Below are 19,686 nucleotides of genomic sequence, written 5' to 3'. Positions count from 1 at the left end.
CGGCAGCGCTACACGGAAGCGCCGTTGCCGAATTCGGCCAGGGCGTCGCCGACGATCCGCTCCAGGCGGGAGTGGTGGGCGCCGCGCCAGTAGACGCGCTCGCAGTCGGCGCACTGCGCGAACACGTCGTACGAGCGCTGCGTGCCGTGCTCCAGCCGGTCTCCCACGCTGTCCTTGTCCGCCTCGCGGAGGGGGCCGTTGCAGGCGGTGCAGCGGGTCCAGGGTGCGAGCTCGGGAGCGAACCGGCCGAGAATGTCGCGGAGTTGGTCGTCGGGGTTGTCGCTGTAGACGTACGCGCCGGCGAAGATCTCGCGGCGGCGCAGCAGGCCGCGGTCGCGGGAGAGCAGGACGCGCCGCTCGGCGGCGGAGCGGGCGGCGAGTGCGGGGTCGCCGATGTCCTCGTTCTCGTAGGCGGCGTCGACGCCGAGCAGGCGCAGGCGGCGGGCGAGGGTGCCGAGGTGGACGTCGAGGAGGAAACGCAGCGGGGCCCCGGGGATCCGCTGGGGCCGGTCCACGCCGAACACCTCGACCGACTCGCCGGCTTGGGGCACGTACGAGACGGGGACCTCCTTGCCGTCCACGAGCAGACGGCCGACCTCGGTGAGCGGGACACCGGCGGATTCGACCACGTGGCCGATGCTGGAGGCGCCGTCGGTGGCGGTCGGTACGCGGTCCGCGCGCCGGCTGGGCGGGGCGAAGAGGCGCAGTTCGGGGGCGAGGGTGAGGTGGATACCGGGACCGTTCACGGTCCCAGCATGCCATTGGGGGATGCCGCGGCGCGGCCGAATTAGTGACGGCGGTCAGCTGGTGGCGGCGGCCTGGTCGTAGGCCTCGCGGTGGGTGCTGACCTCGTCGAAGTGGTTCTCGGCCCACTGCTTGACGGAGGAGAGGAGGCAGCCGAGGCTGCCGCCGAGTTCGGTGAGGCGGTAGTCGACGCGGACGGGGACGGTCGCGGTGACGGTGCGGGTGACGATGCCGTCGCGCTCGAGGGAGCGGAGGGTCTGGGTCAGCATCTTCTGGCTGACGCCGGGGATCTTGCGGCCGAGTTCGCTGTAGCGCATGGAGCCCTGCTCGGCCTCGCCGAGGGCGCTGACGATGAGGCCGACCCACTTGTCGCTGATGCGGGCCAGGAGCTGTGTGGTGGGGCACTCCTTGACGAAGGCGTCATAGGCGACGCGGGCCTCTTCGCGGAGGGCGGCGGCGGTGCGGGTGGCCATGGGTTGCCCACTTCCGGGTCGGGTACGCACTCCCGAGTACGTACTTACGAAAAGAGAGTACCTCTCCATAAGTTAGTGGTCATCGGAACGGCCGAACGGGCCGGAAGAGACCGACGTGACCCACGGGGAGACAGTCATGAGCGAGCAGCGGAACCTGACCCTGACCCAGACCCAGACCCAGACGCAGACGCAGACGCAGGCCCAGGCCCAGGCCGACGCCGGGGCCCAGACCATGCGGGCCGTGGTGGTCAGCGCCTTCGGCGGGCCGGAGCGGGTGGAGCTGGCCGAGGTGGCGGTGCCGCGGCCGGCGGCGGGACAGGTCCGGATCCGGGTCCGCGCCGCCGGGCTGAACCCGGTCGACGGGGCCGTCCGCGCGGGCGTCTTCGGCGGGGCCGGACAGCGGCTCGGGCTCGGCTGGGACGTGGCGGGCGAGATCGACGAGGTCGGGCCCGGCGTGGACGTCTGGGCGCGGGGGCGCCGGGTGGTCGGGCTGCACTACGGCCCGGTGAAGCCGCTCGGCACGCACGCGGAGTACGTGGTGCTCGACGCCTCGGCGGTGGCGGCGGCCCCGGAGTCGGTGGACGACGCGGCCGCGGCGGCGCTGCCGCTGAGCGGGCTGACGGCCGCCCGCGCGGTGGACCTGCTGGGGCTGGCCCCGGGCGATTCGGTCCTGGTCACCGGTGCGGCCGGGGTGGTCGGCGGCCTCGCGGTGCAGCTCGCCGCGCGGGCCGGGCTGGTGGTGACGGCGCTGGCGGGCGCGGGGGACGAGGAGTTCGTACGCGCCCTGGGCGCGGCGGAGTTCGTGGCGCGCGGGTCGGCGCCGGCCGGGCCGGTGGACGGGGTCCTGGACACGGCGGTGATGGGCGCGGAGGCGCTGGGCTTCGTCCGCGACGGCGGTGCGTACGTCGGCCTGATCCCCGGCGCGGCGCCGGCCGCGGAGCGGGGGATCCGGGTGGAGGAGCAGGAGGTCGCCCCCGACGGCGCCCTGCTGGGCCGCCTGTCCGCCCTGGTCGACGCGGGCGCGCTGACGCTCCGCGTGGCGGAGACCTACCCCCTCTCGGAAGCCGCCAGGGCCCATGCGGCCCTCGCCACCCCGGGCACCCGCGGCCGCCTGATCCTGACCACCGCCTGAGGCCCCGGCCCGCCCGCCGCGGCCCCGCCCCGGACCCGCCCGCCCCGGGCCCGCCCGACGCGGCCCCGGGCGGGCCGTCAGGCCGGGGGGCGGAGGAGCCAGCGGCGGGTCAGGTCCATCATCTCGGCGTGGCTGCGGCCGCCGTGGTCGACGGCGATGAACCGGCCGCCGATCCGCAGCGAGAACACCATCAGGCAGCGCACCTCGACGTCGTCCGGGTCGGGGCAGAACGAGCCGAACAGGGCGCGCAGGTAGTCCATCCGCCGGTTGTCGACCCGGCGCAGCCGCGCCGCGACGGCCGGGTCGCGCCGGGCCCAGTCGCGGACGGCCAGGTCGACGGCCGTGCCCCGGACCGGGCCGTCGGCCGACTCCGCGACGAAGGTGAACAGCCGGTCCAGCTTGGCCCGCGCGTCACCGCCCCCGCTCTCGATGTGCTGGATCACCGCGTCCGCGACCTCGTGCTCCCAGGTGTCGAGCATCTCCTCCAGCAGCGCGTCCCGGTTGCGGAAGTACCCGTAGAAGCCGCCCTTGCTGACTCCGAGCGCCTGCGCGAGCGCCTCGATCCGTACGGCGTCCGGGCCGCCGGCGGCGAGGGCGCGCAGGCCTTCCTCGATCCACGTGCCGCGGGGTGTGCGGGCGGTGGCCATGGTGTGTCTCCCGTCACGTGGCGTTGATCTATACGGCCCCGTATAACAGGCCTAGCCTCCATCTGTACGGCATCGTATAGATGAGGGGCACACTCATGAAACTCCCCAGGACCGCCCATGCCTCCCGCCCCTGGCGGATCCACGAGATCGCGGGCGACTTCCAGCTCGAGGACGTGTGGGCACTGCCGACACCGGGCGGCCCCGACGACCTGGCGAAGCTGGTCGCCCAGTTCGCGAGCGGCGGGAACGAGACCTCCGGCATCTCCTCCCCCGTCTACCGGGCCCTCTTCGCCATCCGCTGGAAGCTCGGGGCGCTGCTCGGCTGGGACGAGCCCGGCGACGGCGTCGGCGGGCGGGTGCGGTCGCTGCGCGAGCGGCTGCCGGCGGACCTCGCCGAGGGCCCGCGCGGGCCGGACCTGTCCACCCTCCCCTTCTCCTCCGTCTACCAGACGCACGACGAGTGGGTCGCCGAGATGGGCAACAAGACCGTGCACGGTCTGATGCACATCGGCTGGGTCCCGGACGGCCTCGGCGGCCACCGGGGTCAGATGGCCGTCCTGGTCAAGCCCAACGGCTTCTTCGGCGCCGCGTACATGGCCGCCATCAAGCCCTTCCGGTACACGGGGGTCTACCCGGCGATGATCAAGGCCATCGGCCGCAGGTGGCAGGAGGACGCCGCCGCGCGCGACGCGGCCTGACCGCCCGCGCCCCGGCCCGGCGCCGGACGCCGGGCCGTCAGGGCCGTAGCCAGGGCCGTAGCCAGGGCCGTAGTCAGGGGCTACCGGGTGCTGTGGGGGAGACCCGTCAGGGCCAGACGAGGCAGTACGCCTGGTGGCCGTTCTCGTGGAGGCGGTGGGAGAAGTCCTGCCACTCGTGCAGCAGCTGGTAGACGTTGAAGGCGTCGCGCGGGCCGCCCCGGTCGGGGACCGTCGACCAGATGAAGGCGGCCGCGCCCACCGACTCCTCGCCCACCCCGCGCAGCGGGTCCACCACCGTCATGGGCAGCTTGACCACCGCGTAGTCGGGGTGCAGGACGACCAGTTCCAGCGGGGGCACCTTGTGCAGGGGTATGCCCTCGATGCCGGTGAGGACCATCGCGGCCATCGTCTCCGGCTTGATCTTGGTGAACATGCCGCCCATGCCGAGCTCGTCGCCGCCCAGCTCCTCCGGCCGCATCGTCTGCGGCACCCGCGCGGCCGTGGCGCCGTCGGGCGCGCCGAAGTACTTGTACGTCACTCCCATGCCGCGGCCCTTGAGCAGGCCGCCGGTGTCGTCCAGGTCATCCGTGTCGTCCTCGCCGCCCGGCGCCCGGGCCGGAACCGGCCCCGGTACGGGATCGGCCTCGGCCGCACGCCGCCGGTGCTTGCCGCGTCGGCGGGCCTCACGGGCGCGCTGCGGGTCCAGGCCGTCCGTACCCTCGCCCGGTCCACCACCGCGTTGCATATCTCCACCCGACACGTATTGCCTGCCCCGGCCCCGCGGCCACCGCCACGCAGCCTGATCATCATGGCAGTGACCTCCCCCGCGGCGGCGCGGTGAAACGCCCCTCCGCAAGTCTGTCGCGGCCTCTGAGACCATGGCTGGTGTGAGCTACCCGTACCCGTATGAAGCCCCAGTTTCGCAGACGCTCTTCGAGCGCGCGTCCCTCGTGACCCCCGGCGGCGTGAACTCTCCCGTACGCGCCTTCCGTGCCGTGGGCGGTACGCCCCGGTTCATGGTGTCCGGTACCGGTCCCTACCTGACCGACGCCGACGGGCGCGAGTACGTCGACCTGGTCTGCTCGTGGGGGCCGATGATCCTCGGCCACTCCCACCCCGAGGTGATCGAGGCGGTGCAGGCGGCGGTCGCCCGCGGCACCTCCTTCGGCACGCCCGGCGAGGGCGAGGTCGCCCTCGCCGAGGAGATCGTCGCCCGCATCGAGCCCGTCGAGCAGGTGCGCCTGGTGTCCTCCGGCACCGAGGCGACCATGTCGGCGATCCGGCTGGCCCGCGGCTTCACCGGTCGCGCCAAGGTCGTCAAGTTCGCCGGCTGCTACCACGGACACGTCGACGCGCTGCTGGCCGCCGCCGGTTCCGGCCTGGCCACCTTCGCGCTGCCCGACACCCCCGGTGTCACGGGCGCGCAGGCCGGCGACACGATCGTGCTCCCCTACAACGACCTCGACGCGGTCCGGGCGGCCTTCGCCGCGCACCCGGGCGAGATCGCCTGCGTGATCACGGAGGCAGCGCCCGGCAACATGGGCGTCGTCACCCCGGGCGAGGGCTTCAACCAGGGCCTCGCCGACCTGTGCCGCGAGAACGGCGCGCTGTACGTCTCCGACGAGGTAATGACCGGATTCCGTACCTCCCGCGCCGGCTGGTACGGGGTGGACGGGGTCAAGCCCGACCTGATGACCTTCGGCAAGGTCATGGGCGGCGGCTTCCCGGCGGCGGCGTTCGGCGGCCGCGCCGACGTCATGGGCCACCTGGCCCCGGCCGGCCCGGTCTACCAGGCGGGCACGCTCTCCGGTAACCCGATCGCCACCGCCGCCGGCCTCGCGCAGCTGCGGCTGCTGGACGAGGCGGCGTACGACAAGGTCGACGCGGTCTCGAAGGAGATCCAGGACCTGGTGACGGCGGCGCTGAGCAAGGAGGGCGTGGTGCACCGGCTGCAGACCGCGTCCAACATGTTCTCGGTGTTCTTCACCGCGGACCCGGTCCGCGACTACGACGACGCGAAGAAGCAGGAAGGGTTCCGCTTCAACGCGTTCTTCCACTCGATGCTGGCGCAGGGCGTCTACCTGCCGCCGTCGGCGTTCGAGTCGTGGTTCGTGTCCACGGCCCACGACGAGCGGGCGGTCGAGCGGATCGCGGCCGCGCTGCCGGCCGCCGCGCGGGCCGCCGCGGAGGCGACGGCATGAGCGACATCACCGTCGTCCACGTGGTGCGGCACGGCGAGGTGGAGAACCCGGAGGGCGTTCTGTACGGACGCCGGGCCGGCTACCACCTCTCCGAACTGGGCCGGCGGATGGCCGACCGGGTCGCCGAGCACCTCCAGGAGCGGGACGTCACCTACGTGGTGGCCTCGCCGCTGGAGCGGGCACAGGAGACGGCCGCGCCGATCGCGAAGGTGCACGGCCTGGAGCTGAGCACCGACGGCCGGCTGATCGAGGCGGGCAACGTCTTCGAGGGCAAGACCTTCGGCGTCGGCGACGGCGCGCTGCGCAGGCCGGGCAACTGGAAGCACCTGACGAACCCGTTCAAGCCGTCGTGGGGCGAGCCGTACGTCGAGCAGGTCGTACGGATGATGAGCGCGATCGAGTCGGCGCGGGACGCGGCGCGCGGGCACGAGGCGGTGGCGGTCAGCCACCAGCTGCCGATCTGGATCGTACGGAGCTTCGCGGAACGGCGCCGGCTGTGGCACGACCCGCGGCGGCGGCAGTGCACGCTCGCCTCGCTGACGTCGTTCACGTACCAGGGCGACAAGCTGGTGTCGGTGGGCTACAGCGAGCCGGCGCGCGACCTGGTCCCGGCGCATCTCCTCGCGGGGGCGAAGCCGGTGAAGGGCAAGTCGAAGGCCTTCGGCGCCTGACCCCTCCGGGGGGTGGGGGCGCCGCTGCGCGGAGCGGCTCCCCTCCCCACCCTTCGCCCGTTCCCCGGGGCTGTGCCCCGACCCCCTCGGGGCTGCGCCCCGAACCGCCCCCCGGGCTGTGCCCCGGACTGCCTCGGGGCTGCGCCCCGGTCCCGTCCTCGGGGCTCGGCCCCGGCCCCCGCGCCCGGGGGCTCGGGTCGCCGGGGCGCCGCTGCGCGGGGCGGATCCCCTACCCACCCTTCGCCCGTTCCCCGGGGCTGTGCCCCGAACCCCGTCCGGGGCTGCGCCCCGACCCCCTCGGGGCTGTGCCCCGAACCCCGTCCGGGGCTGCGCCCCGGCCCCCTCGGGGCTGTGCCCCGAACCCCGTCCGGGGCTGCGCCCCGGCCCCCTCGGGGCTGTGCCCCGAACCCCGCGGGGCTGCGCCCCGAACCCCGCCCGGGGTTGCGCCCCGAACCCCGCCCGGGGTTGCGCCCCGAACCCCGCCCGGGGTTGCGCCCCGAACCCTTCGGGGCTGCGCCCCGAACCCTTCGGGGCTGCGCCCCGAACCCTTCGGGGCTGCGCCCCGAACCCCGTCCCGGACGCGGGCCGGCCTGGCTTCGCCGTCGGGTGCGCAGCGCCCGTAAGGGATCGAGCCCGTCCGGGGGCTCCGCCCCCGCGCCGGTCCTCGTCGCCCGGCGGGCAGCGCGCGTGCGGGGTCCGGGGCGGAGCCCCGGGGAACGGTGGAAGGGTGGGGAGGGGACGGCCCCGCAGGGCGCCGCTCACGCGCAGCCCCCCGCCCCGGTCACCGTTGAGGTGGTTTCGGGCCGTCCCCCGTGTCGGGGCACCGGTAGCCCTGGGATGTCCGTTTATATGACATTTCATGAGCGATGTACCCGACGCCAGCAGGCGGACCGCGCTCGGCCTCGGGCTCGGCGCCGTCGCCGCCACCGTCGCGGCCGCCGCCGCCTCTCCGTTCACCCTCGCCGGCTGCGGCGCCGGCCACGGCCCCGCCGTGCAGGGCCCCATGGCCTCCGGCGGAGCCCCCGGCGGCAAGCCCATCGGCGACGGCTCCACCGCCGACGCCGGTCCGCAGCCGCACCAGCCGCCCCCGCCCGTGCCGCTCCAGCCCGGCGAGACGCCGCCGCAGTTCGTCGTGTTCAGCTGGGACGGCGCCGGCGAGATCGGCAACGGCCTCTTCCCGCGCTTCCTCAAGCTCGCCAAGGACCACGGCGCGGCCATGACGTTCTTCCTCTCCGGCCTCTACCTCCTCCCCGAGTCGAAGCGGGACCTCTACCGCCCCCCGAACAACCCCGTCGGCGCCTCCGACATCGGCTACCTCAAGGACGAGAACGTCCGCAACACCCTGCGCCACGTCCGCCAGGCCTGGCTCGACGGCCATGAGATCGGCACCCACTTCAACGGCCACTTCTGCTCCGGCCCCGGCTCCGTCGCCCACTGGACCCCCGAGGACTGGCGCGCCGAGATCGACCAGGCGGTCTCCTTCGTCACCCGCTGGCGGACCAACACCGGCTTCGCCGACCTCGAACCGCTGCCCTTCGACTACCGCAAGGAGCTCACCGGCGCCCGCACCCCCTGCCTCCTCGGGCAGGACGCGCTGCTCCCCACCGCCCGGGACCTCGGCTGGCGCTACGACTCCAGCTCGCCCGGCGGCCTCCAGCGCTGGCCGGTGAAGAAGGGGGGCGTCTGGGACCTGCCGCTGCAGTCGCTGCCCTTCCCGGGGCACTCCTTCGAGGTGCTGTCCATGGACTACAACATCCTCGCCAACCAGTCGCGGAACAGTACGAGGGGAATGCCGGGCAACTACCCGAACTGGCGCGCCCAGGCCACCGCCACCTACCTCGGCGGTTTCCGGCGGGCGTACGAGACCAACCGCGCCCCCCTCTTCATCGGGAACCACTTCGAGGAGTGGAACGGCGGGATCTACATGGACGCCGTCGAGGAGGCCCTCAAGGCCATGGCGGACAAAAAGGACGTACGCCTCGTATCCTTCCGGCAGTTCACCGACTGGCTGGACGTCCAGGACCCCCAGGTGCTGGCCGCACTGCGCACCCTCGGGCCGGGGCAGTCCCCCTCCGGCGGCTGGCGCGGGCTGTTCTCCGCCGCCTGAGCGGGCCTGACCAGGGCCTTAACACCCCGTCGGGGGGTGCGGAAGATCCGCAAATCGGTCATGCGAAACTTTTCACATGAGCCTTAGCCGCGCGCGTGTCCGTCGAAGTAACCGCCGCTCTGCCAGCGGCCGCGCCGTCCTGCTGACCGCGATCACCGTCGCGAGTGCCCTGACCCTGTCCGCGTGCGGCGATTCCGGCAGCGGCGGCAAGCCGGCCGGTTCCGCCGGCGGCAACTACGTCACCGGCCCCAGCGGCATCTCCACCGTCGCCAAGGCCGACCGCGTCGACGCCCCGAAGCTCGACGGGGAGACCGTCGACAGCAAGACGCTCGACACCACCACCCTCAAGGGCAAGGTCGTCGTCCTCAACGTCTGGGGCTCCTGGTGCCCGCCCTGCCGCGCCGAGGCCCCGTACTTCGCGAAGGTCTCCAAGGAGATGGCCGAGGGCGGCAAGGACGTCGCCTTCGTCGGCATCAACACCCGCGACAACACCAAGCAGAACGCCGCCGCCTTCGAGGAGAACTTCGGGATCACCTACCCGAGCCTCTACGACCCGGACGGCAAGCTGATGCTCCGCTTCCCCAAGGGCACGCTGAACGCGCAGTCCATTCCCTCCACGATCGTCCTCGACAAGCAGGGCAAGATCGCCGCCCGCACCCTCGTCGCGGTCAACGAGGAGCAGCTGCGCTCGATGATCGACCCGCTCCTCGCGGAGCAGTGACCTCGTGACCCCGCACCTCCTGCTGGCCGCCGGGGCGACCGGCGTGAACACCACGGTCCTCAACGGCGCGCTGCTGCTGGCCCTGCCGATCGCGCTGCTCGCCGGGCTGGTCTCCTTCTTCTCCCCGTGCGTGCTCCCGCTGGTCCCCGGCTACCTCTCCTACGTGACCGGCGTGAGCGGTGCCGACCTCGCCGAGGCCCGGCGCGGACGGATGCTGGCGGGCGCGAGCCTGTTCGTCCTCGGCTTCTCCGCCGTCTTCATCTCGACCGGCGCGCTCTTCGGCCAGTTCGGCGACGTCTTCCAGGGCGAGAACAAGGAGATCATCACCCGCGTCATGGGCGGCCTGGTGATCCTCCTCGGCCTCTTCTTCATGGGGGCGATCCCGGGCCTGACCATGCGGGAGTTCCGCTTCCACAAGAAGCCGACGGCCGGTCTGATCGGCGCGCCCGTGCTGGGCGTGCTCTTCGGCGTCGGCTGGACGCCGTGCATGGGTCCCACCCTCGCCGCCGTCCAGACGCTCTCCATCGACCAGGCCACCGCCGGGCGCGGCGCCCTCCTGACGGCCGTCTACTGCCTCGGGCTCGGCCTGCCCTTCATCCTCGCCGCGCTCGCCTTCCGCAAGGCGCTCGGTGCTTTCGGCTGGGTGAAGAAGCACTATGCATGGGTGATGCGGATCGGCGGCGCCATGCTGATCCTGACCGGCCTGCTGCTCGTCACGGGGATGTGGGCCGGCATCGTGAACGAGATGCAGAGCTGGACCGACGGTTTCACGGTGGGGATCTGAGGACTACACGGACATGAGTACGACCGACAAGGCGCCCGCCGAGGCGCCGCACGACCCCGCCGCCCGGGCGGGCGCGGACCCCGCCTCCCGGGCGGACTCCGACGCCGTCACCGACGCCGCCGCCGGAGCGCAGCTCTCCACCGCCCCCGTCGAGGACGGCGCCGCCGGCCCCGTCGGCATCGGGGTGATCGGCTGGGCCCGCTGGTTCTGGCGCCAGCTCACCTCCATGCGGGTGGCGCTGATCCTGCTGTTCCTGCTCTCCCTCGGCTCCATCCCCGGTTCCCTGGTCCCCCAGACGCAGGTCGACCCGATGAAGGTCGCCCAGTGGAAGAAGGACCACGCGTTCTGGGTGCCGGCCGCCGAGAAGCTCCAGCTCTTCGACGTCTACAGCTCGGTGTGGTTCTCCGCGATCTACATCCTGCTGTTCCTGTCGCTGATCGGCTGCATCATCCCGCGCACCTGGCAGTTCGTCGGCCAGCTCACCGGCCGTCCGCCGGGCGCGCCGCGCCGCCTGAAGCGGCTGCCGGCGTACGCGACGTGGCGTACGGAGGCCTCCCCCGAGGAGGTGCTCTCCCAGGCGAGGAACCTGCTCGGCAAGCGGCGCTTCCGCACGGAGTCGGCCGGTGACGCCGTCGCCGCCGAGAAGGGTTATCTGCGCGAGGCCGGGAATCTGGCCTTCCACATCGCCCTGATCGTGCTGCTCGTCGCCTTCGCGGCGGGCCAGCTCTTCAAGTCCGAGGGCGGCAAGCTCGTCCTGCGCGGCAAGGGCTTCGCGAACACGCTCACCCAGTACGACGACTTCAAGTCCGGCAGCCTCTTCTCCTCCGACGACCTGCCGCCGTTCTCGTTCACCCTCGACAGGTTCGACGCGAGCTACGAGAAGACCGGCCCGCAGAAGGGCACCCCGCGCGACTTCAAGGCGTACGTCACCTACAGCGAGGGCGCGCACGGGGAGCCGAAGAAGGCCGAGATCGAGGTCAACAAGCCGCTGGAGATCGACGGTTCCAAGGTCTTCCTGCTGGGCCACGGCTACGCGCCGGTCATCTCGGTGGCCGATCCCACCGGCAAGGTGGTCTACAAGGACGCCGTGCCGATGCTGCCCTTCGACGCCAACCTGAGCTCCTCGGGCGCGGTCAAGGTCCCGGACGGCTACCGCGACAAGAACGGCAAGAAGGAGCAGCTCGGCTTCAACGCCATGTTCGTGCCGACCTTCGCGGGCGAGGGCAAGGGCACGATGCTCTCGCAGTTCCCGGCCCTGGACTTCCCCGTCCTCGCCCTCAGCGCCTACCACGGCAGCCTGGGCGTGGACGCGGGCCTGCCGCAGAACGTGTACCAGCTGAACACCTCCAAGATGCAGGAGTTCAAGAACCCCGAGGGCGAGCTCTTCAAGCAGCGGCTGCTGCCGGGCGAGACGATGACGCTGCCCGACGGCGCGGGCACCGTGAAGTTCGAGGGCATCGAGCGCTGGGCCACCTTCTCGGTCACCCAGCAGCCCGGCAACGGGCTGGCCCTCGCGGGCGCGGTCATCGCCATCGGCGGTCTCGCCGCGTCCCTGTTCATCCAGCGCCGCCGGATCTGGGTCCGCGCGGTCCGGGGCGAGGACGGCCTGACCGTCGTGGAGCTGGCGGGTCTGGGCCGCAGCGAGTCGGCGAAGCTGCCGGAGGAGCTGTCGGTGCTCTGCGCCGCCCTGTACGAACGGGCGCCGAGTCCGGCGCAAGCACTGACCACAGAGGAAGAAGAGGGGGAGCGCGCATGACGACGCTGCTCGCGGCGGCGGCGAACGAGAGCCTCGCCGATCTCAGCAACAAGCTGGTCTACGCGTCGATGGCGGTCTACACGCTCGCCTTCCTCGCGCACATCACCGAGTGGGTCTTCGGCAGCCGCAGCAAGGTGGGCCGTACGGCCGCCGCGCTGACGGCGCAGAAGGCGGCGGCCGGCGCGGCTCCCGCCGTCCAGGTGCGCACCAAGGGCGGGGGCACGGCCGTCCTCGACAAGCCGGAGGTGGTCACCCGCTCCGCGTCGGGCACCCGGGACGTCCCGGACGGTCCCGGCGCGGCGGGCGGCACCGAGCAGGGCGACCTGTACGGGCGGATCGCGGTCTCGCTGACCGTGCTCGGCTTCCTCATCGAGGCGGCGGGCGTGGTCGCCCGCGCGCTGTCGGTGCAGCGGGCCCCCTGGGGCAACATGTACGAGTTCTCGGTGACCTTCTCCACGGTCGCGGTCGGCGCGTACCTGCTGCTGCTGGCGCTGAAGAAGAACGTCCGCTGGCTCGGGCTGATCCTGGTCACGACGGTCCTGCTGGACCTGGGCATCGCCACCACCTGGCTCTACACCGAGAGCGACCAGCTGGTCCCGGCCCTGCACTCGTACTGGCTGTGGATCCACGTCTCCACCGCCATCTTCTGCGGCGCCGTCTTCTACATCGGCGCGGCGGGCGCGGTGCTCTACCTGTTCCGCGACAGCTACGAGAGCCACCTGGAGGCCGGCCGCACCCCGGGCCGGTTCCGCACCTCGGTGCTGGAGCGGCTGCCCTCGGCGGCCTCCCTCGACAAGTTCTCCTACCGGATCAACGCGGCGGTCTTCCCGCTGTGGACCTTCACCATCGTCGCGGGCGCCATCTGGGCGGGCGACGCGTGGGGCCGCTACTGGGGCTGGGACCCCAAGGAGGTCTGGTCGTTCGTCACCTGGGTGGCGTACGCCTGCTACCTGCACGCGCGGGCCACGGCGGGCTGGAAGGGCCGCAAGGCCGCCTACCTGGCGCTCTTCGCCTTCGCCTGCTGGATCTGGAACTACTACGGCGTGAACATCCTGCTCAGCGGCAAGCACTCGTACGCGGGCGTCTGACCCCGCGGAGTGGGACGCTGGTGGTATGTCTCCTGTGAGCCATGCCACCAGCGAGCCGCGCGGCCCCGGCCGCTGGACCATCCGCTTCGAGATGCACCTGCCGTACGGGTACGAGGCCCTGTGGCCCGCCCTGACCACGGCCGAGGGGCTGCTCGGCTGGCTGGCGGCGGCGGAGGTGCTGGAACGCCGTCTCGGCGGTGCCGTCACGCTGCGCTGGCCGAACACCGGCACCACCGCGTCCGGGCAGGTCACGGCCTGGGACACGGAGCGGGTCGCCGAATACACGCTCTCGGGGCAGGGGCGGATCCGCTTCCACCTGGAGGCGGTGGGCACCGACTCGACGGTGATCCGCTTCCTGAACGAGCGCGCCGGCTCCGAGGAGGAGCGCCTGGACTGCCTGGCCGGCTGGCACGACCACTTCGAGCGGCTGGAGGCCGCGATGGCCGGGCACCCGACCGACTGGGCGGCCTGGACGGACGCCCGCCGGTCGGAGCTGCGCGCCTCCTACGCGTCCTTCTCCCGGACGTAGGCGCGCTCGTCCCTCACAGCAGCGGCCCGTCCCTCACGGCAGCCCCCGTCCCTCCCTCACTCACCACACCGGCCGCAGCGGCGGCAGGCCCTCGCCTCCGTGCAGGGCGCGGATGACGTGCGCCAGCTCCCCGCGCAGCACGCCGAGGTCGGCCCGCTCGGCCAGCTCCGCCTCCAGCGCGTGCAGGACGCGTCCGGCGGTGGCGAGGTGCTCGACCGCGGCCGGGGTCAGGACGACCAGCTTGCGGCGCCCGCCGCCGGGGTGCGGCTCGCGCCGGACGTAGCCGCGCTTCTCCAGGTCGTCGACGATCTGCCCGGCGGCCTGTTTGGTCACCCCGAGCCGCTCGGCCAGCTCGCTGGCGGTGGCGCCGGGGCCCTTGAGGGCCTGGAAGGCCATGCCGTGCAGGGGGCGCAGGTCGGCGTAGCCCGCGTCGGCGAGGCGCCGGGTGAACTCGCCGAGCATCAGCTGGAAGCCGATCCCGAGGAGGAAGGTCAGCTCGACGCCGGAGGTCTCTTCGTGGGAAGTCACGCGGACCATGGTGGCACAGGCGAGTAAAGCCCCTTGACTCACTTGAGTAAAGAAGCTTTACTCATGCGAGTCGCCGCGCACCCCAACCCGAAGAAGAGGACCCGCCTTGCACGTGATCAGCGTTTCCCCCGAGAACGTCACCGCCTCGCCCAACGCCACCATGACGGGCCTCGCCGCCCCCAGCCGCGGCAGCCGCGAACTCTCCACCTGGCACGTGGACATGCCCGCCGGATCCACCGGCCCCGAGCACTCCGTCAGCCGCGAACAGGTCTGGCAGCTCACCGCCGGCTCCCTGGAGGTCACCTGCGACGGCCGTACCGAGAAGGTGTCCGCCGGCCAGACGCTCGTCCTGCCGCCGGACGTCCCGCGCCGGATCCACGCCCCCGAGACCTTCGAGGCGTACGTGGTCATGCGCGCGGACGGCGTCGCCTCGGTGCCCGGCACCGAGGGCACCCGGGTCCTGCCCTGGGCGCAGTGACCCGTACGCGCTACTCCTTGCCCGGCCCGCCCTTGCCCTGGTCGCCCTCGGCGTCGCCCTGGTCGTTCCCGTCCGTCTTCTTGTTCCGTTCCTGCTCCTCGCGCAGGGACTTCAGGAACTCCGGGTTGTCGTCGGGCGCCACCCACTGCTGCCGGCGCGCCCGGCCGCCGCCACCACCGCCGACGGCGGAGCGCTGACGGCCCGCGAAGAGCCACACCACCGGGCCGACGATCGAGAACAGCAGGATGATCAGCACCCAGATCGTCTTCGGCAGGTGCTTGACCTCCTCCTCCGGGGTGTTCAGGCAGTCGATGAAGGCGTAGATGGTCAGCGCCAGGATCAGCAGGAACGGCAGATAGCGCAGCACGGTGTGGGACCGACTCCCAGGCAGTGGCGGCAGGGCCTCACAGGGCCCCGGTGACACTCCCAGCGTAGTTGGTGGCGGATACTGGGCCCCATGGCTTACGACGATCTCCGCTCGCTGCTCCGGGCTCTGGAGCGGGAGGGCGACCTCAAGCGCATCAAGGCCGAAGTCGACCCGTATCTGGAAATCGGGGAGATCGTCGACAGAGTGAACAAGGCGGGGGGCCCGGCGCTCCTCTTCGAGAACGTCAAGGGCTCGGCGATGCCGCTGGCCATGAACGTCTTCGGCACCGACCGCCGCCTGCTGAAGGCCCTCGGCCTGAAGTCCTACGGCGAGATCAGCGAGAAGATCGGCGGCCTGCTCAAGCCCGAACTGCCGCAGGGCTTCATCGGCGTCCGCGAGGCCTTCGGCAAGCTCGGCTCGATGGTCCACGTGCCGCCGAAGAAGGTGAAGGGCGACTCCGCGCCCGTCCAGGAGGTCGTCCTCACCGGCGACGACGTCGACCTCGACCAGCTCCCGGCCCTCTTCACCTGGCCCAAGGACGGCGGCTCCTTCTTCAACCTGGGCCTCACCCACACGAAGCACCCCGAGACCGGCGTCCGCAACCTCGGCCTCTACCGCCTCCAGCGCCACGACAAGCGCACCATCGGCATGCACTGGCAGATCCACAAGGACAGCCGCAACCACTACGCCGTCGCCGCCGCGCGCGGCGAGCGGCTGCCGGTCGCGATCGCCTTCGGCTGCCCGCCCGCCGTCACCTACGCCTCCACCGCGCCGCTGCCGGGCGACATCGACGAGTACCTCTTCGCCGGGTTCGTCGCGGGCAAGCGGATCGAGATGGTCGACTGCAAGACGGTCCCGCTCCAGGTCCCGGCCAACGCCGAGGTCGTCATCGAGGGCTGGCTGGAGCCGGGGGAGATGCTCCCCGAGGGCCCCTTCGGCGACCACACCGGCTTCTACACCCCGCAGGAGCCCTTCCCCGCGCTGAAGATCGACTGTGTGACGATGCGCAAGCGTCCGCTGCTCCAGTCGATCGTGGTCGGCCGCCCCCCGACGGAGGACGGCCCGCTGGGCCGCGCGACGGAACGCTTCTTCCTGCCCCTCCTCAAGATCATCGTGCCGGACATCGTGGACTACCACCTCCCCGAGTCGGGCGGCTTCCACAACTGCGCGATCGTCTCGATCGACAAGAAGTACCCCAAGCACGCGCAGAAGGTCATGCACGCCATCTGGGGCGCGCACATGATGTCGCTGACCAAGCTGATCATCGTGGTCGACAAGGACTGCGACGTCCACGACCTGCACGAGGTCTCCTGGCGGGCCCTCGGCAACACCGACTACTCCCGCGACCTGACCGTGGTCGAGGGACCGGTGGACCACCTGGACCACGCCTCGTACCAGCAGTTCTGGGGCGGCAAGGCGGGCATCGACGCGACCAAGAAGCTGCCGGAGGAGGGCTACACCCGCGACGGCGGCTGGCCCGACATGGTCGAGTCCGACCCGGCGACCGCCGCCCTCGTGGACCGGCGCTGGAAGGAGTACGGACTGTGAGCCCGATCGCAGTGGAAGGCCCGGAGCTCTTCCTCGGCACCGAGGCGGCGTACGTGGCCCTGGCGCGCCCCGAGATCGACCCGACGCAGCCCGGTGTGGTCATCGCCGCCCGGGAGGCGGGCGTGAGCCCCGAGGAGTTCGCGGGCGCCGGCGACACCTGGGCCGTCATGTTCGACGGGGACTTCGACGGGGACGACGAGGGCGGCGGCTTCGAACTGCCCGGCGCGCGGGACGTGGAGGCGGACGACTTCGCCGAGCGGCTCCAGCACGCCCTGGCGGCCGGTGAGCCGTTCACGGTGGAGGCCGGGAACTTCCTGCGCCTCGACGGCCGCCCGTCCGGCGGGGCCTGGGTGGTCACCGCCCACGTCACCCCGCCGGAAGAGGGCGCCGCGGAGCGGACCCTGGAGCTGGGCGCGCTCCCGGCGGCGGAGTTGCTGGCCGGCCTCGAAGCGTTCCGCGGGAGCCTCGCATGATGACCACCGCCGACGACGTCGTGGGACCCGGCTCCGGCCCCGCGCCGCAGGCCACCGGCAAGGTCAAGGCCTTCCTGCGCCTGGTGATGATCGAGCACTCGGTCTTCGCGCTGCCCTTCGCCTACATCGCCGCGCTGACGGCCATGTACCGGCTCGACGGGCGCATGCACTGGACCGAGCTGCTGCTCGTCACCGTCTGCATGGTGGGCCTGCGGACCTTCGCGATGGCCGCCAACCGGATCATCGACCGGGAGATCGACGCCCGTAACCCGCGCACCGCCGGGCGCGAGCTCGTCACCGGCGCGGTCTCGGTGCGCTCCGCCTGGACCGGCGCGGGGATCGCGCTGGTGGTCTTCCTCGGCGCCGCCGCCCTGCTGAACCCGCTGTGCCTGATGCTGGCGCCGGTCGCCGTCGTCCCGATGGTGGTCTACCCGTACGGCAAGCGCTTCACGGACTTCCCGCACGCCATCCTGGGCCTGGCCCAGGCGATGGGCCCGGTCGGGGCCTGGCTGGCGGTCACGGGGGAGTGGTCCTGGGAGGCGGTCGTCCTGGGCCTGGCCGTGGGCGTGTGGATCGGCGGCTTCGACCTGATCTTCGCCTGCCAGGACGTGGCGGCCGACCGCGCGGAGGGCGTCCGCTCTGTCCCGGCCCGCTTCGGCGTCCCGGCGGCCCTGTGGGGGGCCCGCGGCGCGCACGTCGTCACCACCGGCCTGCTGGCCTGGTACGGCGTGATGACGGAGGCGGGCGCGCTGTTCTGGTGCGGCCTGCTGGTGGTCGTGGCGGCGTTCCTCTACGAACACACCATCGTCAAGCCGCACGACCTGTCCCGCCTGAACCGGGCGTTCTTCACGGTCAACGGCTTCATCGGAATCGCCCTTTTCGTGTGCGCGCTGGCGGATCTGGCGGTGCGGGGTCTGACGGTCTAGTCACCGTGCGGCCTTGATCTTCGACCCCTACAAGGCGCACCGCTTCACCCTGTGGAACCCGGGCCCCGACGGCTACCGCGGCCGGGACGTGATCCCGTACGGGGACGAGGTCGCGGTGGAGACCGGGATCGGCAAGCTGACCGTCGACACCTCGGGCCTGCCCGTGGACCCCGGTTCGGCCGTCAGCTGAGCAGGGCCGCCCGCCGGGGCGCCGGACGGCGGAAGTACAGCGCCGTCAGGACCCCGCCCACCAGCCCGCACAGGTGGCCCTGCCAGCTGATGGTCGGGTCCAGCGGCAGCAGGCCGAGGAAGAACCCGCCGCCCCAGTACGCGGCGACGGCCACGCCCACCAGGGCGCCGAGCACCTTCCGCTCGACGAACCCGCGCACCACCACGTAGCCGAAGAGTCCGTAGACGACGCCCGAGGCACCCAGGGTCATGCCGTCCGACGGGGCGATCAGCCAGGTGCCGATGCCGTCCACCAGGACGATCAGCGCGCACACCGCCAGGAAGCGCCGGATCCCGGACAGGGCGGCCACGAAGCCGAGGACCAGCAGGGGGACGCTGTTGGAGGCCACGTGGTCGAAGCCGAAGTGCAGGAAGGACCCGGTGAGCACACCGGTGAGGCTGTCCGGGTCGCGGCCGACGATCCCGTACGCGTCCAGCGCGTGGCCCATGGCGTGGTCGACGACCTCGATCAGCCACAGCAGGGCCACCCAGCCCAGCATCAGCTTGGCGGCGGCCTTCGCACGGTCCGTCCGGCTCCGGGCCGGCTCGGCCGTCGTCGTCGTCGTCGCGCTCATGGTGTTCCCCCTCGTGCTGTCCCACCCCCTGGGACGTGCGGACACCTTACCGAGTGCCGCCGCGCCGTGGCCGGATAGTCTCGGAGGTATGACTGACGGCAAGCGCACCCCGTGGGTGGTCGGGGTTTCCGGGGCGTCCGGGACGCCGTACGCGGCGGCGGTGGTCCGGGGGCTGCTGGCGGCGGGCGAGAGTGTGGACCTGGTGGTCAGCCGGGCCTCGCGGCTCACCCTGCTGGACGAGACCGGGATCGCGTTCCGCGACGCGCACTGGCGCGCGGACCTGGAGGAGTGGCTGGGGCGCGGCGCCGACGGCAAGCCGGGGACCTTCGCTGGGTTCGACCTCGACGGGGTGCGGTACTGGGGTGCCGGGGACCTGGCGGCCGGGCCGAGTTCGGGTTCGTACCCCGTCAAGGGGATGCTGATCGTCCCGGCGTCCACCGCCTGCGTGGCGGGCGTGGCGCTCGGGCTGTCGAAGGACCTGCTCCAACGCGTCGCGAGCGTGACGCTCAAGGAGCGGCGCAGGCTGGTGGTCGCGGTGCGGGAGACCCCGCTGAACGGACAGACGCTGAGGCATCTGGTGGCGCTGGACGAAGCGGGCGCGGTCGTGCTGCCCGCCTCTCCGGCGTTCTACGCGGGCGCGACGCACATCCAGGACCTGGTGGACTTCGTCGCGGGGCGGGTGCTCGACGCCGCAGGGGTGCCGCACCGGCTGTACCGCCGTTGGGAGGGGGAGCTTGGCAGCGCCCGCCCCCGTGACTAGCGCTTCTTCTGGGTGCGCGGCTTGCGGGTCCGGTCCACGCGGTGGGCGGCGGCGGGCTGGTCGGTGCGGGATCGGTTGGCCAGCTCCTGGAGCTGTCGCATGTGCGCGTAGGCCGCCTCGATCGTGTACACGGTGAACCACTCCTGAAGATCGTCATTGATCTGTTGAAAGATTCACAGGGTGTTGACCCTGTGTGCCTTTGATTCTATACCTAAACTTGCAGGATCGCCGAATAATGGAAGGCTCCACGTA

At 72.2% G+C, this 19,686-nt stretch carries 24 protein-coding genes; 16 read left to right on the top strand and 8 right to left on the bottom strand.

Going from position 1 to position 19,686, the window contains the following annotated elements:
• Positions 1 to 8 precede the first annotated feature (8 nt).
• Both ACZ51S_RS22940 and ACZ51S_RS22935 read right to left on the bottom strand, forming a co-directional pair.
• Entirely contained in the window at positions 9 to 746 is a 738-nt protein-coding gene (locus ACZ51S_RS22940; RefSeq protein WP_388939489.1) for a Mut7-C RNAse domain-containing protein, read from the bottom strand.
• A gap of 54 nt (positions 747 to 800) precedes the next feature.
• A complete protein-coding gene (locus tag ACZ51S_RS22935; RefSeq protein ID WP_468478504.1) occupies positions 801 to 1,217 on the bottom strand; it encodes a winged helix-turn-helix transcriptional regulator in 417 nt (138 codons plus the stop codon).
• Positions 1,218 to 1,449: 232 nt separating this feature from the next.
• Here ACZ51S_RS22935 and ACZ51S_RS22930 point away from each other — a divergent pair, with 232 nt between their 5' ends.
• On the top strand, positions 1,450 to 2,349 hold the full coding sequence (locus ACZ51S_RS22930) for an NADP-dependent oxidoreductase (protein WP_468478524.1): 900 nt from the start codon (positions 1,450 to 1,452) through the stop codon (positions 2,347 to 2,349).
• A gap of 77 nt (positions 2,350 to 2,426) precedes the next feature.
• Here ACZ51S_RS22930 and ACZ51S_RS22925 read toward each other — a convergent pair whose 3' ends face one another.
• Positions 2,427 to 2,996 (bottom strand): TetR/AcrR family transcriptional regulator, encoded by a 570-nt coding sequence (locus ACZ51S_RS22925; RefSeq protein WP_468961834.1) that lies wholly within the window; start codon positions 2,994 to 2,996, stop codon positions 2,427 to 2,429.
• A gap of 95 nt (positions 2,997 to 3,091) precedes the next feature.
• Between ACZ51S_RS22925 and ACZ51S_RS22920 the strand changes: the two genes are divergently transcribed.
• Positions 3,092 to 3,694, top strand: coding sequence for a DUF2867 domain-containing protein (locus tag ACZ51S_RS22920; protein ID WP_468478506.1), 603 nt, complete (start codon positions 3,092 to 3,094; stop codon positions 3,692 to 3,694).
• 106 nt (positions 3,695 to 3,800) lie between these two features.
• Here ACZ51S_RS22920 and ACZ51S_RS22915 read toward each other — a convergent pair whose 3' ends face one another.
• A complete protein-coding gene (locus ACZ51S_RS22915; protein WP_007264729.1) occupies positions 3,801 to 4,238 on the bottom strand; it encodes a hypothetical protein in 438 nt (145 codons plus the stop codon).
• 334 nt (positions 4,239 to 4,572) lie between these two features.
• On the opposite strand from ACZ51S_RS22915, the gene hemL reads away from it, so the two are divergent.
• From hemL to ACZ51S_RS22875, 8 genes are all read left to right on the top strand, one after another.
• Positions 4,573 to 5,895 (top strand): glutamate-1-semialdehyde 2,1-aminomutase, encoded by a 1,323-nt coding sequence (gene hemL, locus ACZ51S_RS22910; protein ID WP_468478507.1) that lies wholly within the window; start codon positions 4,573 to 4,575, stop codon positions 5,893 to 5,895.
• Positions 5,892 to 6,566, top strand: coding sequence for a histidine phosphatase family protein (locus tag ACZ51S_RS22905; RefSeq protein WP_388939481.1), 675 nt, complete (start codon positions 5,892 to 5,894; stop codon positions 6,564 to 6,566). Before hemL ends, ACZ51S_RS22905 begins: the two co-directional genes overlap by 4 nt.
• Positions 6,567 to 7,425: 859 nt before the next feature.
• Entirely contained in the window at positions 7,426 to 8,673 is a 1,248-nt protein-coding gene (locus ACZ51S_RS22900) for a polysaccharide deacetylase family protein (RefSeq protein ID WP_468961832.1), read from the top strand.
• A gap of 76 nt (positions 8,674 to 8,749) precedes the next feature.
• The gene (locus ACZ51S_RS22895) at positions 8,750 to 9,394 is read left to right on the top strand and encodes a TlpA family protein disulfide reductase (RefSeq protein WP_388939478.1); all 645 of its coding nucleotides are present in this window, start codon (positions 8,750 to 8,752) and stop codon (positions 9,392 to 9,394) included.
• A 19-nt stretch (positions 9,395 to 9,413) separates the two neighbouring features.
• Entirely contained in the window at positions 9,414 to 10,178 is a 765-nt protein-coding gene (locus tag ACZ51S_RS22890; RefSeq protein ID WP_388939578.1) for a cytochrome c biogenesis CcdA family protein, read from the top strand.
• A 13-nt stretch (positions 10,179 to 10,191) separates the two neighbouring features.
• Positions 10,192 to 11,934: a cytochrome c biogenesis protein ResB gene (resB, locus tag ACZ51S_RS22885; RefSeq protein WP_468478509.1), complete on the top strand. Its 1,743-nt coding sequence runs from the start codon at positions 10,192 to 10,194 to the stop codon at positions 11,932 to 11,934.
• Positions 11,931 to 13,022 carry a c-type cytochrome biogenesis protein CcsB gene (ccsB, locus tag ACZ51S_RS22880; RefSeq protein WP_468478510.1) on the top strand — a complete coding sequence of 364 codons (1,092 nt, stop codon included), beginning with the start codon at positions 11,931 to 11,933 and terminating at the stop codon, positions 13,020 to 13,022. Before resB ends, ccsB begins: the two co-directional genes overlap by 4 nt.
• 25 nt (positions 13,023 to 13,047) lie before the next feature.
• On the top strand, positions 13,048 to 13,551 hold the full coding sequence (locus tag ACZ51S_RS22875) for an SRPBCC domain-containing protein (RefSeq protein WP_468478511.1): 504 nt from the start codon (positions 13,048 to 13,050) through the stop codon (positions 13,549 to 13,551).
• 60 nt (positions 13,552 to 13,611) lie between these two features.
• Here the strand turns inward: ACZ51S_RS22875 and ACZ51S_RS22870 are convergent, their stop codons facing one another.
• Entirely contained in the window at positions 13,612 to 14,088 is a 477-nt protein-coding gene (locus tag ACZ51S_RS22870; protein ID WP_468961829.1) for a MarR family winged helix-turn-helix transcriptional regulator, read from the bottom strand.
• A 103-nt stretch (positions 14,089 to 14,191) separates the two neighbouring features.
• Here ACZ51S_RS22870 and ACZ51S_RS22865 point away from each other — a divergent pair, with 103 nt between their 5' ends.
• On the top strand, positions 14,192 to 14,557 hold the full coding sequence (locus ACZ51S_RS22865) for a cupin domain-containing protein (RefSeq protein ID WP_388939468.1): 366 nt from the start codon (positions 14,192 to 14,194) through the stop codon (positions 14,555 to 14,557).
• Between the two features lie 10 nt (positions 14,558 to 14,567).
• On the opposite strand, the gene ACZ51S_RS22860 is transcribed toward ACZ51S_RS22865, so the two are convergent.
• Complete coding sequence (locus tag ACZ51S_RS22860) at positions 14,568 to 14,924, bottom strand: PLD nuclease N-terminal domain-containing protein (RefSeq protein ID WP_468478512.1); 357 nt, start codon at positions 14,922 to 14,924, stop codon at positions 14,568 to 14,570.
• A gap of 90 nt (positions 14,925 to 15,014) precedes the next feature.
• Between ACZ51S_RS22860 and ACZ51S_RS22855 the strand changes: the two genes are divergently transcribed.
• The 4 genes from ACZ51S_RS22855 to ACZ51S_RS22840 are packed head-to-tail and all read left to right on the top strand — an operon-like array spanning position 15,015 to position 18,061.
• Positions 15,015 to 16,472 (top strand): menaquinone biosynthesis decarboxylase, encoded by a 1,458-nt coding sequence (locus tag ACZ51S_RS22855; RefSeq protein ID WP_468478513.1) that lies wholly within the window; start codon positions 15,015 to 15,017, stop codon positions 16,470 to 16,472.
• Positions 16,469 to 16,945 (top strand): hypothetical protein, encoded by a 477-nt coding sequence (locus ACZ51S_RS22850; protein WP_468478514.1) that lies wholly within the window; start codon positions 16,469 to 16,471, stop codon positions 16,943 to 16,945. The genes ACZ51S_RS22855 and ACZ51S_RS22850 overlap by 4 nt, the downstream gene beginning before the upstream one ends.
• Positions 16,945 to 17,871, top strand: coding sequence for a menaquinone biosynthesis prenyltransferase MqnP (gene mqnP, locus ACZ51S_RS22845; protein WP_468961862.1), 927 nt, complete (start codon positions 16,945 to 16,947; stop codon positions 17,869 to 17,871). Before ACZ51S_RS22850 ends, mqnP begins: the two co-directional genes overlap by 1 nt.
• A 13-nt stretch (positions 17,872 to 17,884) precedes the next feature.
• Positions 17,885 to 18,061, top strand: a complete 177-nt coding sequence (locus ACZ51S_RS22840) for a hypothetical protein (RefSeq protein WP_468803844.1) — start codon at positions 17,885 to 17,887, stop codon at positions 18,059 to 18,061.
• On the opposite strand, the gene ACZ51S_RS22835 is transcribed toward ACZ51S_RS22840, so the two are convergent.
• The gene (locus ACZ51S_RS22835; RefSeq protein WP_468961828.1) at positions 18,054 to 18,674 is read right to left on the bottom strand and encodes a rhomboid family intramembrane serine protease; all 621 of its coding nucleotides are present in this window, start codon (positions 18,672 to 18,674) and stop codon (positions 18,054 to 18,056) included. The genes ACZ51S_RS22840 and ACZ51S_RS22835 overlap by 8 nt on opposite strands.
• A gap of 88 nt (positions 18,675 to 18,762) precedes the next feature.
• On the opposite strand from ACZ51S_RS22835, the gene ACZ51S_RS22830 reads away from it, so the two are divergent.
• Positions 18,763 to 19,434 (top strand): UbiX family flavin prenyltransferase, encoded by a 672-nt coding sequence (locus ACZ51S_RS22830; RefSeq protein ID WP_468478517.1) that lies wholly within the window; start codon positions 18,763 to 18,765, stop codon positions 19,432 to 19,434.
• Here ACZ51S_RS22830 and ACZ51S_RS22825 read toward each other — a convergent pair.
• Positions 19,431 to 19,565 carry a hypothetical protein gene (locus ACZ51S_RS22825; RefSeq protein ID WP_388939455.1) on the bottom strand — a complete coding sequence of 45 codons (135 nt, stop codon included), beginning with the start codon at positions 19,563 to 19,565 and terminating at the stop codon, positions 19,431 to 19,433. The two genes, ACZ51S_RS22830 and ACZ51S_RS22825, sit on opposite strands and share 4 nt — an antisense overlap.
• Positions 19,566 to 19,686 lie beyond the last annotated feature (121 nt).

This window comes from Streptomyces sp. NPDC034043 (assembly GCF_055575675.1).
This window is presented reverse-complemented; position numbering and strand designations above follow the sequence as displayed.

What these genes read in the sequence shown, in the direction of transcription:
- hemL (WP_468478507.1), top strand. Translation starts at nt 4,573, where the DNA reads ATGGCTGGTGTGAGCTACCCGTACCCGTATGAAGCCCCAGTTTCGCAG.
- ACZ51S_RS22915 (WP_007264729.1), bottom strand. Translation starts at nt 4,238, where the DNA reads ATGGGAGTGACGTACAAGTACTTCGGCGCGCCCGACGGCGCCACGGCC.
- ACZ51S_RS22835 (WP_468961828.1), bottom strand. Translation starts at nt 18,674, where the DNA reads ATGAGCGCGACGACGACGACGACGGCCGAGCCGGCCCGGAGCCGGACG.
- ACZ51S_RS22855 (WP_468478513.1), top strand. Translation starts at nt 15,015, where the DNA reads ATGGCTTACGACGATCTCCGCTCGCTGCTCCGGGCTCTGGAGCGGGAG.
- ACZ51S_RS22930 (WP_468478524.1), top strand. Translation starts at nt 1,450, where the DNA reads ATGCGGGCCGTGGTGGTCAGCGCCTTCGGCGGGCCGGAGCGGGTGGAG.
- ACZ51S_RS22925 (WP_468961834.1), bottom strand. Translation starts at nt 2,996, where the DNA reads ATGGCCACCGCCCGCACACCCCGCGGCACGTGGATCGAGGAAGGCCTG.
- mqnP (WP_468961862.1), top strand. Translation starts at nt 16,945, where the DNA reads ATGACCACCGCCGACGACGTCGTGGGACCCGGCTCCGGCCCCGCGCCG.
- ACZ51S_RS22920 (WP_468478506.1), top strand. Translation starts at nt 3,092, where the DNA reads ATGAAACTCCCCAGGACCGCCCATGCCTCCCGCCCCTGGCGGATCCAC.
- ACZ51S_RS22875 (WP_468478511.1), top strand. Translation starts at nt 13,048, where the DNA reads ATGTCTCCTGTGAGCCATGCCACCAGCGAGCCGCGCGGCCCCGGCCGC.
- ACZ51S_RS22900 (WP_468961832.1), top strand. Translation starts at nt 7,426, where the DNA reads ATGAGCGATGTACCCGACGCCAGCAGGCGGACCGCGCTCGGCCTCGGG.
- ACZ51S_RS22870 (WP_468961829.1), bottom strand. Translation starts at nt 14,088, where the DNA reads ATGGTCCGCGTGACTTCCCACGAAGAGACCTCCGGCGTCGAGCTGACC.
- ACZ51S_RS22935 (WP_468478504.1), bottom strand. Translation starts at nt 1,217, where the DNA reads ATGGCCACCCGCACCGCCGCCGCCCTCCGCGAAGAGGCCCGCGTCGCC.
- ccsB (WP_468478510.1), top strand. Translation starts at nt 11,931, where the DNA reads ATGACGACGCTGCTCGCGGCGGCGGCGAACGAGAGCCTCGCCGATCTC.
- ACZ51S_RS22895 (WP_388939478.1), top strand. Translation starts at nt 8,750, where the DNA reads ATGAGCCTTAGCCGCGCGCGTGTCCGTCGAAGTAACCGCCGCTCTGCC.
- ACZ51S_RS22905 (WP_388939481.1), top strand. Translation starts at nt 5,892, where the DNA reads ATGAGCGACATCACCGTCGTCCACGTGGTGCGGCACGGCGAGGTGGAG.
- ACZ51S_RS22830 (WP_468478517.1), top strand. Translation starts at nt 18,763, where the DNA reads ATGACTGACGGCAAGCGCACCCCGTGGGTGGTCGGGGTTTCCGGGGCG.
- resB (WP_468478509.1), top strand. Translation starts at nt 10,192, where the DNA reads ATGAGTACGACCGACAAGGCGCCCGCCGAGGCGCCGCACGACCCCGCC.